Source organism: Enterococcus raffinosus (assembly GCF_001886185.1).
Taxonomy (GTDB): Bacteria; Bacillota; Bacilli; order Lactobacillales; family Enterococcaceae; genus Enterococcus_A; species Enterococcus_A raffinosus.
Window position 1 is genome coordinate 1 of record NZ_JXLA01000025.1, and the last position, 18,046, is coordinate 18,046.

Genomic DNA, 18,046 nt, shown 5'->3' on the forward strand with positions numbered 1-18,046 from the left:
AAAAATAAAAGGATGGGAAGAAACAATGGTAGCGAAAACGTCTCCACGATCAGTAAGAACGCTTAACCCAAAGTCTATCTCTTGGCGCGTACACGAAGTAATTGCGAATTATGCAGAACAACCAAATCTTGAATATTTACCAACAATAATCAACGATCAGCTGAAAAGCGAGCATGGATTAACAGATTCCGATATCAGTAGCTATTACTATGCCAAAAAGAAATCCGGTTATTTGGACAATCGCGAACTTAGTCCTAAGGAATCCGAAAAAATGAAAAAGTCTGTTCGGGTTTGGTGGACAACGGATCTTTTCTGGGATGTTTACGAAGCAACAAAGGAGCGGATCGCAAGTGAAAAAACTAAACAATCTTCTGTTTTGACCTCGGTTGTTGAAGAATCGGCAAGTACAGATGAAGAAAGCGAGTAATGCATTCAACAGGTTTTCCAGTATCAAGTAATCAAAATAACTGTAAAGGCGGTAATTAAATGAAAAAAACAAATGATCAAAAAGTCTATGAATATGTGTATAGGGTGTATGGGGAGAATCCCTTCACTACAGAGCAGATTTACAATTCAGCAAACGTTATTGGTATTAATCCAGCAAGCATAGGTGCAGCATTAAGTAGCCTAAAGAAAAAAGGATTGCTGAAGAACTATGGTAAACGCGAAACAAAAAATGGTCATATCCAAAAGACTTGGAGAGTCGTAACAATTAAATAGAAAGTGGTGATTAAATGAAAACAGAAAACAGCCATCATCTTCCACTAGATGAGGAGTATACCCAACAGTTTGAACCTTTGGCAAAGGAATTGGCCAAAGGGCTAATGTACTACTTACAACCATAGAACAAACGTGAAAAGGGGACAGATAGTCCTCTTTTTTTGTTAGGAGGGAACCAGGATGAACGTCGCTTATTGTAGAAGCTCTGATTGGAAAAAGGGAAAAGTATCCTTACAATCTCAAAAAGGTCTGTGCGAAACAGAAGCAAAAAAGTCCAACTTGATCATTCCGAAGGAGAATTTCTTGTTTGAAAAAGGACAATCTGCACGAAATTTGAATCGCCCAAAAATGAAGATATTACTAGACTGGATTCGCTCAGATGTATTGGATCATGGTCATTTGTTCGTTCCTAGTTACGATCGGCTGACTAGAGAAATAACCGACTTAAACTATTTACTCAATCTATTTGATCAACATGCTATTACCGTTCATTCGGTGAAAGAAAAAATCCCTGATACAATGTCACGCTCAACACGTACATTCTATATCTATTCGCTAGGTGCAGTGGCCCAAGCACATTTAGAGACGAGTCGGCAACATGCTTTACGTAATAGTGATCGACGAAGAAAAGAAGGAAAACCGATTGGGAGTGCCCCTTTTGGATATACCTATACGAAAGAAAAATTGATTCTCGTTCCTGCAGAAAGCGGCGTTGTGAAAGACATATTTGACCTCTATCTTTCTGGTTTGGGATACAAGAAAATTTGCCAAGTACTAACCGAGAAAGGATTAACTATATATGGAAGATCCTTTTTAGATCTAGATATTTCTAGAATACTGAAAAATCAAACCTATGCAGGATTTTTAGGAAAAGGAAGTACCACTTACAAAGGCAATCATCAACCGATTATTTCACTCGAAGCGTTTGAACGGGTTCAGAAAATCCGTAAACAACGACAACAGCCTAAGAAACATGATGCTCAGTATCCTTTAAGAAGGAAATTATTTTGCTCATGTGGGTGGCATATAGGAGTGCATAACTACGCAAGTAAAAATGGAAAAATAAGGCGTTATTATGAGTGTGCGAATCCCATTCATCGTGAAAAGAAATTGGCTATCCGTTTGTCAGCAGATCATTTGGAAGAGACGGTTTTACAGACAACAAAAACTTTTTTGTCCAATGTAAAGTTTTTAGATCAACTTCTTCGCCAAATAAAGCGTCAGCAAGCATCCAAGCAGAAGCAGGAAGAAAAACAACAAGAATATCTTCAACGCCGAAAGAAAAAACTGTTCTTACAATACGAAGGGCAACATATTGATGCGAAAGAATTTACGCAGCAACTATCACAATTGAATGAAGAAAAAGTACTGATTAACAATCGCTCAACTATTACGGTGAGCGAAGTCAAGGGTCTATTCGTTACGGACAGCAGTTTACCAGATGCATTTTTCTTTCAATTGATTGATCATATTCGATTGTCTGATTTGAATGAGCTACAAGAAATTTATCTTACTAAATTACCAGAGCACAACCTACTAGAATGGAGTGAAGAAAATGAAAGAAAGTAAATTATCACCTAATCAGCCACAACTACTTAACCGACAACAACGCCGAAAGCTTGGAGTGAAAGTTGCTGTAGGATATGTGCGCGTATCCACAGATCGCCAGAAAAATTTTGGAATCAGTTTAGTGACCCAAGAGACAGAAATTAAAGAAAAGGCTGAAAGTTTAGGCTATGTTTTCGGTCAAACCTATGTAGACGGTGGGATATCAGGAGCAGATATTGATCATCGTTTGGGAATGCTTCAATTATTAGAGGATGCAGCCAAAGGATTATTTGATGCTGTTATTATTTATTCGGTATCGCGAGCGAGTCGCGATTTGGAAGATTTTCTTTTAATTGTTAGCACGCTAGAAAGTTATAATATTGAGTTAATCAGCATTACGGAACAGTTAAATGAAGAAGGCTCATCTGGAAATTTGACGAGAAACCTGTTTGCGATTGTAGCACAGTTCGAAAGAGAACGCGGCAGTGAGCTAACTGCTGAGGGGATGAATACGCTAGCAAAAGAAGGTCGGTTCACTGGCGGGAAAATGCTGGGATATAAGAGTGGCATAGACGAGCAGGGAAGGAAAACATTGCTCATTGTGCCGGAAGAAGCGGAGATTGTAAAATACATCTTCTCTACATTTGCATCAGGAAAGGGCTATCTAGCAATAGCTAACGATCTTAACAAACGTGGTGTTAAAACTGTTAAAGGAAACAGCTTTAGTGCCGATTCAATCAAAACGATCTTGAAAAATCAAAAGTATGGCGGTGTTATTCAATACGGAAAGTATCGACAGTGGAAGAAAAAACGCCGACGTGGTTTGAGCAATGACGTGATTGTTACAGATTCTATTCACGAAGCAATCATAGAAAAAGAACTTTTCGAAAAGGTCCAAGAACGATTGGAAACAGAGTCGATCCAGCCAACATGGAACCATAGGGGAGAGAATCTTCTCACGGGTATTCTAAAATGTCCCCGCTGCTCTGGCCCTACTGCAGCATCCAATGTAACAAACACCTTGAAAGATGGCACGAAGAAGAAAATCCGCTATTATTCATGTGCGAATTTCAGAAGAAAAGGGAAGGCTGGTTCGGGATGTAGTGCTAATTCTATTCGCGCTGATTTTATTGAAAAGTTTGTGGCTGATAGATTAGTTGAAATTATTACTGTACCTGGATTTTTAGATGTTCTAGTGAGGGAAATCAATGCAAGAATTCGTGAAGAAATCAAACCTTTGGAACAAGAATTAGCAGTGCTTGAAACAACTATCCAAGATATTAGTGAGAAGCTTGAAAGCTGGAAGCAATTTGAGGCCATTGCAAATGAGTTCAGCGAGGATATCAACCAAAGAAAGGAAGAATTGACTGAACAGTTGATTTTTTCTAAGCAACGAGAACGGGAGATACTTTCGGTCTTAGATCATCAAGATCAACTAGTAGAAGTTACTGATGTCGAGAAAATACTGAAGGCTTTAAAAGAGATGCTAGAGCATGCAGAGAAAGCGGTAATCAAACAAGTCTATCGTTCCTTTATCGAGAAGGTAGAGTTTGATCCATTGAACAAAGAAGATGTCAGAATTACCATGAGGTTTGACGAAAATGTCATCCAACAACTAAACCAAATATACCAAGAGGCTGTATCCAATCCTATGGATACAGCCTTATTTGTGCTTAATCGTCCATTTACGTTGATTGTCTAACAACTCGCTATGTAATTAGTTTGTTCCGTAACGAACCCCTAGCTATTCTATGTAGCTAGGGTGATTGTTATGGAGGGGCGTAACATCAACATGGATACTTGTAACTCTAAGCCAATTTTTTTTCCATCAAAAACACCTAAAGCACTAATCCTTTTTATATAGACGTGATGACTTGGTGTAACTATCACTAAGCTTTCTTGCATGGGTTATTGATATTCTTTATTTTGAAACAGTGCTTTCAAATTTTGTTTTATACGCTGGATATTTAGAAATTTCATACTCAAATGGTTTATGTTCTTTAGTAAACCCAATACTAGTAAAAACAAAAACGGGTTCGTGATCTTCTAGTTCAAGATAGAGATTTTCCAGATTATTTGGTGGAGTGACCTCGATAGAACGCTTAGCGAAAGCCAAACTGATGCCTTTATCCTCTAAAACTGAGAATAATGATTCTTTAGAAAAATCATGTTCGACGATTTCAGGTAGTACTGCTAAAGGGATGCATGATTTTGCAATACAGGTTGGAAGATAATCGATATAGCGGATTCTTTCCAAAACTAAAATAAGATCTCCCGGATCAATTTCTAAATAAGCACTAATCGTTGAGTCTGCTGGTACGACTGTTTGCTGGAGAATCTTTGAGCTGATTTTTCTTCCTTGTTGAATAGCATCTTGAAAGAAGCCGATAAACGAGTCTAGTTCATGGTCAATATATTTGTCCGGAGCAGCTTTCGTTTTGATAATGTAGCCGCGTCCTTCACTTTTAAAGATCTGTCCTTCTTGTTCTAAAGTCGCTAGCGCTTTTCTGACAGTAGGACGACTCACTGAAAATTCCTTCGCTAATTCACGCTCCGAGGGTAATAAATCGGAGGTTTTACCAGTTGTAATATACTTTTCTTCTATTTTTTCCTTTACTTTATCAAAAATCATTATCATTCATCCTTTTTTACCAAGGTATGATGATAATTTTACCATTCTTTTGACTTAAAATCCCAAATTTATTTTCTAAACTAGCTGTTATGGCTAATTTTCCCCATCTATATCCCATATAGCGATCGTAGTAACTAGGCGAAGCACCGCGTTGAAGATAAGCCATGTTCATATATTTAGTTTCCATTGGTAAGTTTTTTGTGAGGAATTCGACTGTTTTTTGTTTGTTGGGCAATCCCTCGGGTAGTAGTAGGATAGGAGAATACATTGATGAGTGATACTTTTTGCATAATCCGTGTAAGTATTCTTTATCGCTGTTTTTGATCCATAAGGTAGAAGTCGCAATTGCCGCATTTTCTGCTAGAGCAAAGCAGTTTCTGCCCATCACTTCTACGATCATGATCCGATTATGCGAGTTGGCAGTGGTTGTTAGCTCGTCAGTTGCTTTGATCAATGTATTCAAAGCGGTATCGAATCCCAATGTATAGTCTGTCTCAGGAAAATCATTATCGATTGTACCGGCTATGACAGAAATATTCATGTCTGATTCCTCTTTTAGTAATGCAGCACCTTTGAGAGAACCATTACCACCTATAACGATCAATGTCTCTATCCCTTGATTTTTCAGATTTCCGATGATTTTTCGTCTAATTTCAGCTTCTCGCATTTGTTCAAAACGAGCGGTACCGATTGCGGTTCCTGCTTTACTCATATCAATAGTATTCGTCTCAATGGAGATCGTATGATTCTCATAGATCCCTTGATAGCCGTTTTGAAAGAATACTTCTTCTAAATTCCTATTTGCTTCAATCGTTTGCTTTATTCCTAAAATGGCAGCATTCATCCCAGGAGAATCACCACCGCTGCAGATTACGCCAATTTTCATAACCAATACTCCTTGTTTGTCTTAGTTTATTTGTTACTTGTGCCTAGAAAATATAGGTATTCTCTTTAAATTTAAAAAGAGTCACCACAAGGATAAAGACTTTGTGGTGAACACCTAAATTTCTGTTTGCTTATTTAATATTCCATCTTTTTGTAATAACGACGAGTTGTTAAAGGATGATTTCTTTCATCTTCTAAGAAGGCGCTGATACGCTCAAATACTGTGGCCAAGACAATAGAAGAGATGATTTTTCTTGTATCTGTAGAAATACCTGGTAACTCATAATCTTTGGTGTCAATCACAATAGAAGTATCAGTAAATTTAGGAACAAAGTTTTTAACGCGTTCGGAGAGCACACGAGAGTCATCTTCACCTTCAGTGATAATCACACTGACACCTTTTTCGATCAATTCAAGTGTTCCGTGGAAAAAGTCAGCTGCGTGTACAGGTCTTGTTTTGATCCATTGCATTTCTTCCAGGATACACATGCCATAGTAGTAGGCTTCAGCGAAGCTATCTCCAGCACCCGTCAGGATATGATAAGGGGTATCTTTATGCTGTTTAGCGAAGTCTTGGGCCATAGGTTCTGCCTGTTTTTTCGCATGAACTAATGCTTCTGGTAGTTTTTCAAAATCTGTTACATAGGTATTGTACATAGCCTCATCGATTTCATTCCTTTGCTTCATCATGTATAAAGCAATCATCAATCCCTGTAAGTAATAACTTTCTGAAGAAGTATCATCTAACACATCGTTGTAGACAGAATAAGTTGCAGCCTCCTCAAGTGGAGTATTAGGGCTTCCAACAAGAGCAAGAGTGTCAACATTTTTTTCGTTACAATAAGCAACTAGTTCAAGTGTTTCTTTGGTAGTTCCTGAGAGTGAGGGGATCACAACTAATGATTTTTTAGAAAAAGTTTTGTTCGGATGGAGCATAAACTCTGCTGCGATTACGCGATGAAAAGCGAAGCTACTTCTCGTACGGGCAAATTCTACTGTAGAATCAAATAAAATACCAACTCCGCCAGAGCCAATGAAGTAAATCTCATCTAAATCAGTAGCTAAGGAATTCAAAATCTCTGTGATTTCTTTGTTTGCTGCGACTGCTCCTTTTTGTGTCTTCAAAAATCGTTCTTGATCAAAATTAAACATGTAAACCTCTCCTTTTTTACCATTGGTAATTTATTTTGCAAGATAAAAATACCACAGGTTAAAATATGTGTCAATGGTAATTTTATAAAAATACCTTTGGTTTAAAAAGGACAGCATTTTTTTTCAGAATCAAGTATATTAGAAGTAAGATGATTCAAGAAGGAGGGATCGCTATGAAAAAAAACATTTTAAAGGAACTGTCTTCTTTATTGGAGAAATGTGATTTTCCACGAGAACTACCTGAAAATTGCAATGCTCAATATATTGCGCAAACGTTTGGAATCCAGCGTAATACAGCGAGTAAACATTTAAATGAACTTGTTGAGCAGGGAGAAGCAATCAAAATTAATAGTCGTCCTGTCTTGTTCATTCCGATGGAATTTCTGAATGAACAGATCAATTATTCAAGTATCGAAAAAGAATTCGCAACAGTTGATGATTTTAAGAAAAAGCTGATCGGTGATCCGAAAAAGAAAATTTTTTCTAATTTAATTGGTTATCAGCAAAGTTTAAGAGAGCCAATTCAACAAGGAATATCAGCTATGAAGTACCCAGAAGGCTTGCCGATTATGTACTTTGGTCCTTCCGGTGTCGGAAAAAGCTTCTTAGCAGAGAAGTTGGCTGAGTATTGTCGTGCAACGGGGATTATTGCGGAAGATGCCCCGTTTATGGAACTGAATTGCGCGCAATATTTTAACAATCCTGAGCTTTTAACGAGCCAGCTGTTTGGGCATATGAAGGGGGCTTTTACTGGTGCCGAAAATGATCATATAGGAATTATCGAAGCCGCTGATGGGGGAATCGTATTTCTCGATGAAATTCATCGCTTGCCTCCAGAAGGGCAAGAAAAACTATTTACTCATATGGACAAAAGTGTGTTTCGACGGGTAGGAGAGAGCGGTCCTTGGCGCAAATCTAAGGTTCGTTATATCTTTGCGACAACGGAGCAAAAGGAGGATCTGTTCTTAGATACCTTTAAACGTCGAATTCCCTTTATTTGTACTTTACCAACTTATCAGGAACGCAAAGCAAACGAAAGAAAAGAGATCATTTTTCATTTATTGGAAAATGAATCTGCTCTGATTCAAAAAGAAATTTTGGTATCAGAGGCGGCGTTAACCTATTTGATTCGGCTGAAGCTGTTAGGGAATATTGGTGAGCTAGCCGGTTTGATTAAGCAAACCATTGCCGGAAAGATCGCTTATGATGATGGTAAAAAATACATTGAGATTCATATCGCTGATTTACCCAAGAGATACTTAACCTTTGACAATCAACAGTATCCAAATCGTGTGTATAGTCAACGATTCTACATTTTTAGCAATGGGAACTATGTACATGATGAAGAAAATACATCCACTTTTGCGAATCACTTGCAGAAATTGTTTAATAAAATTTTTACTTGCTATGAAAGTAGTCAAACATGCAGCATCTCCGACGAGGAGTTTCGCCAAATCACCAGAAATTATTTGTCTGAGTTCAATGAACATTTTATCTATGAAAATAAAACGGAACTTTTAACGAAGTATTATTTACCAGAATTGCAAAAGGTCGTTCAAAAAATTGCCCCTAGTTTATTCATTCATTTATCTGGGTATACTGTCCAATCGATTGCTAATTATTTAGCCATGCGAGATCCTTGGGAGAATGCATTACCAGATGAGACAGAAGCGTATATCGAAAAGTTGTTAGAAAATCTTAAACAAAAGTACTTAAGAGACCTAGATATTTTTCTGGTATTCTTTGAAAATTCGTTAGACACTAAATTGACCGTGTGGGATCAGCTGTATATCACGCTTTGTATTATCTGTGATACGAAAAGCGATAACAATAAGATCAATGCAATTATCTTGGCTCACGGTTTTGCCACTGCTAGTAGTATTGCGAATGTCGCAAATCGTTTAGTGGAACAGTTTGTTTTTGATTCAATCGATATGCCATTAGATATTTCGGTCAAGGAAGTAATTGAGCGCTTGATGCACTATATCGAATTCCGTAACCCAAAAGAGGGTCTAGTGATATTTGTAGATATGGGAAGTCTTGTACAAATCAGAAAAGACATTGAGAATTTGGTGGAAGTTCCGACAGTCATCATAAATAATGTGACGACAGAAATGGCCATAGAAACAGCTAATTTGATCCAACAATCCGGTGATATACAAAAAATTGTCAAAGAACTACCTTTTTCTCAATTTGAAAAGCAGGTGATCTTTCCAACTAAATCACGAAAACGTACAATTCTAGTTTCTTGTAGTACCGGACTAGGGACAGCAATTAAAATTAAGGAGATGCTGGAAAGAAATTTACCAAAGCAATTAGGAATCGAGTTCATACCTTATGAAAATGATTCACTAACAGATAGCAAACAAGTAGATTTTTTGCTTAAGACCAAAGAGATTATCGCAATTATTGGTACTGACGATCCCAAAATCGAACACATTCCTTATATCACGTTAGAAGAACTATTTGATGGTGAAGTCGGAAAGCTTTACGAAGTACTTTTGCGTTTGTATGGTAAAGAGACTGCCAATTCGATTAATGAGAATATTGTCAAAAACAGTACATTGAATCGCTTGATCGATAGTCTGACGATTTTAGATGCCGAAAAAGTTGTCAATCAAATTGAGGATTGTTTGAATGAGTATCAGTTGTTTTCCGGTAAACAGCTATCATCAATGAGCAAAATCAATCTGTATGTGCATATTAGCTGTATGATCGAACGTTTGATCCGGAATCAGGGAGTTAGCAGTTTTCCAGAGCTGGAGATTTTTCTCAAGAATAATGAACAGGAAATCAAAGCAGTGAAGCGTTCATTAAAAAATATCGAGGGTCTCTATAATATCAGTATTCCGATAGAAGAGTTAGCCTATGTGAGTAATATCGTGATCAACTATTAATTGAAATTTTAGAGTGACACTGTTTGCAATTATTAAACAGTGTCACTTTTTGTTTTACAAACCGCTTGAAAACAGGGGTGACAGATTTTGGCACAGTCATTGCATTTATCAAAGTGAAAGGAGTAGAAAGGATGAGAAGAATTTTATGTATGAGTCACGGTCCACTAGCAAAGGGGATGTTGGAAACATTAAAATTTATTGTTGGCGACGTGGAAAATATCGATACTCTTTGTGCGTATGTGGATGGAAATAACGATGTTGAGCAAATGATTGATCGCTATTTATCCCAAAATAGTGAAAATGAATTGATCGTTTTGACAGATATTTTTGGCGGAAGTATTAATAATGAGTGGCTGAAACGTTTACCAAAGTTGGAGAATGTTTACTTAGTTTCTGGTGTGAACTTAAGCCTGTTAGTAGACATCTATCTGAAGAGCCAGACAGCTACCACATTCAAACTACCAGAAGTCATTGATCACGCGATTCACTCATCATCGGAGGCGATGAAGTTTTGTAACCGTCTTAATTATGAACAGGTCGCAGATGAGTTTTAACTCGAGAGGAGGTGGGGAAATGATCAAACTAGTGAGAGTGGATCATCGATTGATTCATGGACAAGTGGCATTAACTTGGACAAATGCTATCAATGCGGATTGTATCCTAGTTGCGAATGATGACATTCTTGATGATCCAGTTCAGAAAACGACACTCAAGCTTGCTGCACCGCATAATGTAAAGGTGGTCATAAAATCGATTGAGGATTCAATTGAAGCGATCAATGACGGAAAGACCGATAAATACAAACTATTTATTGTGACAAAGACTATCGCTGATGCACATCGATTGGCTCAAAAAGTAGACCAAATTAATAAGATTAATATCGGGAGTGTGAAAGAGGCACCAGGTAGTTCCGCGTTAACCCATACGGTTTTTGTTTCAGACGAGGACAGGTCGGAGCTTAACTCGATGGTTGCTGAAGGCTTTCACGTCTTTGCGCAGCAGGTTCCAACGGATAAAGCAGTTGATTTAAGCAAATTATTATAAAAAAAGGAGGGAATATCATGGATAGTCTTTTGGTACAAGCCATTCTATTGGCCATTTTGACTGCTGTGATTGTCATCGACTGGATGACTGGTACAAACAATCTTTCTCGTCCGATTGTAACATCAGTTTTCGTCGGTATGATCATGGGAGACCTGAAGATGGGTATCATGATGGGGGCAACGTTAGAGTTGGCCTTTGTTGGTGCGATAACAATTGGAGCAGCTCGTCCGCCAGATATCGTTTCAGGAGGGATATTAGGAACTGCTTTTGCAATTGCAACAGGTAAAGGAGCAGAATTTGCTTTAACTTTAGCTTTTCCAATAGCTGCTTTGTTCCTATTAGTCGATAACTTACTTACCTTACTCGTTTTACCGATGATTGCCCGTAAAGCAGATACTTTTGCTCAAGAAGGAAATCTAAAAGGTATCTCTAGAATGCATGTTTTAGGATTTATTTTAGTTAAAAGTTTGCCACGAGCACTTTTTATTGGATTCTCATTTTATTTAGGAAGTCCTGTGATGGAACGTATTTTAAATGCGATTCCACCGTTTGTTCAAGATGGAATTAACATTGCAGCAGGAATCATGCCAGCCCTTGGGTTCGCGATCTTACTACAAATGTTGCTTAAGAAGGATGTTTTGGTTTATTTCGTTATTGGTTTTGCGATGTTCAGCTACCTGAATGTACCTATTCTCGGCATTGCAATCTTTGGTGTATGTTTGGCCTATATCATCGTAACAATGGAGAACAAAAATAAACAAACCGTATCTAAGGAGGTGTCGATCGATGATGACTTCTAATGATGGAGTACTTACGAAAGATGATTTAAAGAAGATCTGTATTCGTTCCTGTGCCCTTGAGGCTTCTTGGAACTTTGAACGTCAACAGCACATGGGCTTTGCCTTTGCTATGATGCCGGCATTAGAAAAAATCTACGGAAACAATGAGGCTGGAAAAAAAGAGGCAGCTCAACGTCATCTGGAGTTCTTTAACACGGCACCACCACTATCAACATTTATCATGGGAATCGTTGTTTCAATGGAGGAGGAAAATGCGAAAAATCCTGAGAATTTTGATACAGCAACAATCACATCGATAAAAACTGCTTTAATGGGACCATTAGCTGGGATTGGAGATTCCCTTTTTTGGGGTACACTTTTAGTGATTGGTATTGGTGTGGGTGCTTCTTTTTCAAAAGAAGGGAATATTTTAGGTCCGATTCTATTTCTATTAATCTTCAATGTGCCTAATTTTCTATTACGTTATTTTGGTGTGATGCAAGGCTACAAGTTCGGGACAAAGCTCTTGGAAAATATTGAATCCTCTGGTGTCATGAAAACATTGACCCATGCGGCTTCTATTTTAGGATTGATGGTAATCGGTGGTATGTCTGGAAGTATGGTTTCAATTCAAGTAGCCGGTTCGATTGGACAAGGGGAGGAAGCGACTAAAATTCAAAGCATCATTGATGGCATCTTACCAAACATGCTTTCACTCCTTTGTGTACTACTTGTTTATTGGATGTTAAAAAAAGGATTTAAAACGACACATGTACTATTTGGAATCTTTATTTTTGGGATAGTAGCAGCTTTCTTTGGCTTCTTAACTACTTAATTAAAAATCAATTGAAGGAGAGAGAAAATGTTAAACTTTGATGCAACAGAAATGGAAGAAAAGGGAAAGCGGATCTATAGTATCCGTACAGAGGTCGAGGAGATTGCTAAAAAGGTGCATGAAGCTGGTATTAGCAACATTTTCTTTACGGCATCAGGTGGTTCAGTGGCTGTCATGCAGCCATTTGAATATATCCTAACGACAAAATCAACTATTCCCGTTTTTTCAATGACGGCAGCTGAGTTAGTTTTAACGGGACATAAACAATTGAATGAAAAATCACTGGTTATTTTGTATTCAAAATCTGGAGACACAAAAGAAACAATCAAAGCAGCAGAATATTTAAAGGAATCCAATATTCCAACAGTAGGCATCGTTAGTAAAGAAAAGACACCACTAGAAGCACTGACCACGTATTCAATTAATTACTTAGATGGACGTCCACAGGAGATGCCTTTATACTTCCTGATTATGTCGATCATGAACTTGAACGGTGAATTTCCAGAGTATCCTCGCTTTGTAGAAGAGTTGAAGCAATTACCTAAAGCGCTGAATGCTGTTCGGGAACAGGCGGATGAAAAAGGGAAAATATATGCAGAAGCGTTTCAAAATGATCCCTATCAAATCTGGATCGGAAGTGGAAACTTATGGGGAATTACCTATTCGTATTCCATGTGTGTATTGGAAGAATCACAATGGCTGCGAACAAAATCAGTCTCATCTCCAGAATTTTTCCATGGTACGCTAGAATTGGTAGAAAAAGATGTTTGTGTAACTCTATTGAAGACAGAAGGAGAAACACGATCTTTGGATGAACGCGTTGAACGTTTTGCGAAACAATATACGGATAAGTTCACTGTTTTTGATACGAAAGAGTATGATTTACCAGGAATTAGTACCGAGTTTCGTGAATTCTTCTGCGCCCCAGTGATGTGGGCGGCGTTAGGCAGAGTGAGTGTGCATTTAGAGCACATTCGCAATCATTCTCTAGATACTCGTCGTTATTATCGGGTTGTCGAGTACTAAAAGTAGGTGAAAAGATATGTCCCAATATGTAGTAGGTTTTGGTGACAATGTTGTCGATTATTATATTAACCATAATGTAAAATATCCCGGAGGTAACGCAGTAAATTTTGCAGTCAATGCACGAAAAAGCGGTGTAAAATCCTATTATGTCGGCAGTATTTCTTCAGATACAGATGGGGAATTTTTGCGGCAGACCATTGAATCTGAAGGTGTAGATATTTCTTATTGTGATACCGCCTCAGGTCCAACGGAACAAGCTCACGTCATCATCAAATCAGGCGATAGAGAATTTGTGGATGGTGTGCGTGGTAAAAGAGAGACACCCGCGCTAACAAAAGAACTTGTAGAATTACTAAAAAATAGTGCTCTGGTCCATACGAGCTGCCACAGTCGAACAGAGGAAAAAATAAAAGAATTGAAAGTTTTAGGCGTTAAACTTTCATTTGATTTTTCCGATGTTGATAAATACCGGACAAATGACTATTTAAAATTAGTTTGCCCATCCATTTATATGGCGCAATTTTCAGTAGCTGGAAATGACGAAGTAGAGATCAATCGTTTGATTAGTACCTGTCAGTCCTTAAAGGTGCCGTATCTTTTACTTACAAGAGGTAGTAAGAGTCCCATTTTTATTGATAATAAAAAGAACAAGACTTATCAAGGCTTTATAAGAAAAATTGATTCTCCTCACGATACAATGGGCGCAGGAGATGCATACTTTGCGGCGTTTGCCAGTCATTTTGTCTTGGATAGTGAAGACAGAACGGATGAAGAACACATTATCAACTGCTTCCAAAAAGGAGCGGATATTGCTTATCAAACGCTAATGGTCGATGGTTCCTTTGGATATGGGAGAAAAATTGATCCTGATTTGAATTAAAAGAATATCTTGATCGTGATCTGACTATTAAAAAAGTAGTTGGATTACGATTTTTTTGTTTGTATAGTAGTATATACTGAATCTATTTGTTATACAGAAATCGTTGCGATTTAGAGTATAATGTTATGGAGTTAGATGCTCCATATTTAAGTATTTAGAAAGTAGAAAATTTGTAAGAACCCTTATTATAAGTTATGTCCTTGACCATAGCATTTTTTGTACAGATAACGATAAGGATGGAGTAAAAATCTGAAGACCAGCGAATTAAATATATTTCAAAATGTTAATGACTGATTTATAAAAGATATTTTAGTCTAAGTATGGGGGTTCATTTTTGTTTCTATAATGTGTCCTACTAACTATAAAATAAAGACTTTTTAGCAAATCATATTTGTGATAAAATACTGTCGACGAAATTAAAATAGTGTCGAGGAGGTGTTATGATGGAAGAATTAAAAGAACGCATTGTCAATTATGTCACAGAGAACTCTGAGATTAAAAATAAATGGGGGAACAATACCGCACAGAAAATATCTGAAAAATTGAATGTTAGTCGTAATATTGTCTCTCAATATTTGAATGAATTCGTAAAAGATGGAGAATTTGGAAAAATCAATACCCGTCCAGTAATCTTCTTTTCTTTACCGGAGAAAGTTTCAAATCAACAAATTTTTAGCTCTTCAGAGGAAGCGGAAAAATGGTATGATAGCTCTTTTAGGTTTGGAATAGAAAGGGTTATCGGAAGTCAAGGAAGTCTGCGAAATATAATTGCTCAAATTAAAGCAGCAATCTACTATCCGCCAAATGGCTTACCCATTTTACTTCATGGCGAGACTGGAACTGGAAAAAGCTATTTAGCAAATTATGTATATAAGGATTTGTTGGCCAATAATTATATAGAAGAGAAGGCATCTTTCATTTCAGTTAATTGTAGTGAATATGCCAATAATCCAGAACTTTTCTTGTCCAATTTTTTTGGGCATGTAAAAGGTGCATATACAGGAGCCGAAGATGGAAGAAAGGGTTTAGCAGAATTAGCCAATAATGGAGTCTTATTTTTAGATGAAATTCATGCATTGAGCAATGAATGTCAGGAGAAACTTTTTCAGTTTATGGATACGGGGAAATTTCATCGGATGGGTGATAATGAAAACTGGTACACATCAAGTTGCTGGATTATATTTGCAACATCAGAACCACCTGAGGATAAACTATTATCAACTTTGTTGAGAAGAATACCTGTAAAGCTGACACTTCCAACATTAGACAGTCGTTCTCTTTATGAAAGAAAACAGTTAATCAAGATATTTTTTAAATCAGAAGAAGAAAGACTAGCAAAGAAAATACTGATATCTCAACAATTATTAGATTTTTTATTAAACTATCGCTTTAGTGGAAATGTTGGCAATTTGAAAAATATCATTCAATTGACCTGTGCCAATGCCTTTTCTTTCTTAGATGATTTGGAAGAACTTTATATTCAGATGTATCATTTACCACAATGGGTGAATTTCAACGGCATGAGGGTTATGAAAAGACAGAATGAATTAAAATATATTCAAATGGATGATTTGGAAAAAGTAGACGAAGTTTTTAATATCAACGAACTTATAGAGTATCTTTATCAAACGTGGAAGAAAGACACTGATAAGCAGCAGCTTTTTGAGAAATATGATAGATATTTTAGACAAAAGAATGTTGATATCCAAAATAATTCAGCTTTAACATATCCCACCTATCAAGAAATTCGATTTAGACAGTATGTTAAGGAAATAGAGAGGGATTTTCAAATAGAATTTGACTATTATTATCTTCAAATAACGTCGATTTTTTTGAATTCTTGGATTTATCAAATTCAATTAACATCGGACGATAAATTATATTCCTTCATCAATGATATTAATAGTTGGTGTAGTCGAGAAGTTCAATTAGTCAATCGTTTTATTCAAATAGGGGATATTTATTTAACAAAAATTCAAAAAAATGTTTTGGTTATTTTATTTAAGTTAATGTGTAGTAAAGAATTTCAGCAAAAACGTTTAGCACTGATTTTGGCTCATGGAGATCTAACGGCAACCTGTATAGCAAGTACTGCTAATAGGATCGTTGGGAGATATATATACGACGCCATTGATATGCCACTAATGACTTCAAGTAGTGAGATTGCAGATAAAACTAATAGATACTTACAAGAGTGTACCGGATATGAAGAAATTATTTTACTTGTTGATATGGGTTCACTAGAGAAAATTTATCTAAATTTGGAACTAGACGCTCAAAAAAAATTCGGACTACTAAACAATGTTTCAACAAGAATGGCTATTGATGTTGCAAATCAGATATTATTAGATTTACCGCTTAAACAGATTCTTGAACAAGTAAAAGAAAATCAAAATGTGGATTATATTTATGAATCATCAAATATTAAGAAGGATATGATTGTCTGTTCTTGTGCAAGCGGATTAGGCACTTCGTTTAAATTAAAAAAGATACTTGAAGATAGCTTTCCAAGGGATACTGATCTTGTCATAGAAACGTGTGACTATTACTCTTTAGCAAATGAAAACTATTTATCGGAGCTTCGTAAAGAGAACAATATTCTTTTTATTGTTGGAACACTAAATCCACATCTAGAAGATGTAGAATTCTTTTCAATTGAAGATATGATTTTAGGAATGAATATAAGTAAATTCTCCAATCAATTGAATAGACACTTTAATGATAATGAACTGAAAGTTTTAAACAAGAATATTCTGAAAAATTTTAGTCTAACGAATTTAATGGAGCAATTGACCATATTAAATCCGACTAAATTATTAGAACAGGTTTCAGATGCTATATACATCTTACAAAATGATCTAGGAATTTCATTTGATAATAATACGTGTTTCGGATTATATGTTCACATAAGTTGCTTAATTGAACGATTAGTAAAACAAAATACTTTGGAAGATGAAATTTATTTCAATGAAACGAGTGAAGAATTTCAAAAATTTCAGACATATTTTAAGCAATCTTTCAGTGTCGTTGAACATTATTATAGTGTCGACATCCCAATCCATGAGGTTAAATACGTTTATGATTATGTAAAAAGAGCTTGATTTATCAAGCTCTTTTTTTTGGCATGGTAATTGCTTGTAAAAAAATGAAAGATAAAGGAGGAAGTATTTATGAGTATTGTTATGTCGAGAATTGATAACCGTTTATTGCATGGGATTATTGTCACGCAATGGGCACCAATGTCTAAAGCAAATAGAGTGATGGTGATCGATGATTCTGTCGCAAATGACGACATCCAAAAATCAAGTATGCGTTTAGCTAGACCTGCTGGAATGGCTGTATCAATTATCACTGAAGAAACAGCGATTGCGAATTTTAAAAAGGGAAAATACGATCAGGAAAAAGTATTTGTCATCGTGAAAGAGCCGGAAACAATCCTTCATTTAGTAGAGAACGGTATTAGAATTGACCGACTAATTGTTGGCGGTACTGTTGTTAAAGATAATGCATTACAGCTATCTTCTAGAGCCTATGCCTCAGATGAAAATATCAGCACGTATAAAAAATTGTTGGATTCTGGTGTAGAAATTGTTACACAATTTGTTCCGGCGGATAAGGCACAGGAAATTCAATCAAAATTAGGATAAA

Annotated in this window: 16 protein-coding genes; 13 read left to right on the forward strand and 3 right to left on the reverse strand. The window is 36.5% G+C overall.

The features are described from left to right. The 4 genes from RV13_RS13425 to RV13_RS13440 form a co-directional block, all read left to right on the forward strand. The coding region (locus tag RV13_RS13425) for a hypothetical protein (RefSeq protein ID WP_211276172.1) at positions 1-427 on the forward strand (427 nt) is incomplete at its 5' end. 59 nt (positions 428-486) lie between these two features. Continuing rightward, entirely contained in the window at positions 487-720 is a 234-nt protein-coding gene (locus tag RV13_RS13430; protein ID WP_060789470.1) for a hypothetical protein, read from the forward strand. 180 nt (positions 721-900) lie between these two features. Beyond that, on the forward strand, positions 901-2,289 hold the full coding sequence (locus tag RV13_RS13435; protein ID WP_060789471.1) for a recombinase family protein: 1,389 nt from the start codon (positions 901-903) through the stop codon (positions 2,287-2,289). After that, entirely contained in the window at positions 2,276-3,970 is a 1,695-nt protein-coding gene (locus RV13_RS13440) for a recombinase family protein (RefSeq protein WP_060789472.1), read from the forward strand. The genes RV13_RS13435 and RV13_RS13440 overlap by 14 nt, the downstream gene beginning before the upstream one ends. A 219-nt stretch (positions 3,971-4,189) precedes the next feature. On the opposite strand, the gene RV13_RS13445 is transcribed toward RV13_RS13440, so the two are convergent. The 3 genes from RV13_RS13445 to RV13_RS13455 form a co-directional block, all read right to left on the reverse strand. Next, positions 4,190-4,900, reverse strand: a complete 711-nt coding sequence (locus RV13_RS13445; RefSeq protein ID WP_060789473.1) for a GntR family transcriptional regulator — start codon at positions 4,898-4,900, stop codon at positions 4,190-4,192. A 16-nt stretch (positions 4,901-4,916) separates the two neighbouring features. Next, positions 4,917-5,786, reverse strand: a complete 870-nt coding sequence (locus RV13_RS13450; RefSeq protein WP_060789474.1) for an ATP-dependent 6-phosphofructokinase — start codon at positions 5,784-5,786, stop codon at positions 4,917-4,919. 134 nt (positions 5,787-5,920) lie between these two features. Beyond that, positions 5,921-6,937: an SIS domain-containing protein gene (locus RV13_RS13455; protein WP_060789475.1), complete on the reverse strand. Its 1,017-nt coding sequence runs from the start codon at positions 6,935-6,937 to the stop codon at positions 5,921-5,923. Positions 6,938-7,110: 173 nt separating this feature from the next. Between RV13_RS13455 and RV13_RS13460 the strand changes: the two genes are divergently transcribed. The 9 genes from RV13_RS13460 (at position 7,111) to RV13_RS13500 (ending at position 18,045) form a co-directional block, all read left to right on the forward strand. Next, positions 7,111-9,834 carry a sigma 54-interacting transcriptional regulator gene (locus RV13_RS13460; protein ID WP_060789476.1) on the forward strand — a complete coding sequence of 908 codons (2,724 nt, stop codon included), beginning with the start codon at positions 7,111-7,113 and terminating at the stop codon, positions 9,832-9,834. A gap of 131 nt (positions 9,835-9,965) precedes the next feature. Next, positions 9,966-10,388 (forward strand): PTS sugar transporter subunit IIA, encoded by a 423-nt coding sequence (locus RV13_RS13465; RefSeq protein WP_071875970.1) that lies wholly within the window; start codon positions 9,966-9,968, stop codon positions 10,386-10,388. 19 nt (positions 10,389-10,407) lie between these two features. Further along, entirely contained in the window at positions 10,408-10,878 is a 471-nt protein-coding gene (locus RV13_RS13470; RefSeq protein ID WP_048720666.1) for a PTS sugar transporter subunit IIB, read from the forward strand. Positions 10,879-10,895: 17 nt separating this feature from the next. Then, positions 10,896-11,678, forward strand: a complete 783-nt coding sequence (locus RV13_RS13475; protein ID WP_065423080.1) for a PTS mannose/fructose/sorbose/N-acetylgalactosamine transporter subunit IIC — start codon at positions 10,896-10,898, stop codon at positions 11,676-11,678. Further along, entirely contained in the window at positions 11,665-12,492 is an 828-nt protein-coding gene (locus tag RV13_RS13480; protein ID WP_048720665.1) for a PTS system mannose/fructose/sorbose family transporter subunit IID, read from the forward strand. Before RV13_RS13475 ends, RV13_RS13480 begins: the two co-directional genes overlap by 14 nt. A 27-nt stretch (positions 12,493-12,519) precedes the next feature. Next, a complete protein-coding gene (locus tag RV13_RS13485; protein WP_060789478.1) occupies positions 12,520-13,518 on the forward strand; it encodes an SIS domain-containing protein in 999 nt (332 codons plus the stop codon). A gap of 16 nt (positions 13,519-13,534) precedes the next feature. Then, a complete protein-coding gene (locus tag RV13_RS13490; RefSeq protein ID WP_060789479.1) occupies positions 13,535-14,398 on the forward strand; it encodes a PfkB family carbohydrate kinase in 864 nt (287 codons plus the stop codon). A 440-nt stretch (positions 14,399-14,838) separates the two neighbouring features. Next, entirely contained in the window at positions 14,839-17,499 is a 2,661-nt protein-coding gene (locus tag RV13_RS13495; RefSeq protein ID WP_071875967.1) for a sigma 54-interacting transcriptional regulator, read from the forward strand. Between the two features lie 69 nt (positions 17,500-17,568). Then, positions 17,569-18,045, forward strand: coding sequence for a PTS sugar transporter subunit IIB (locus RV13_RS13500; RefSeq protein ID WP_048717770.1), 477 nt, complete (start codon positions 17,569-17,571; stop codon positions 18,043-18,045). Position 18,046 lies beyond the last annotated feature (1 nt).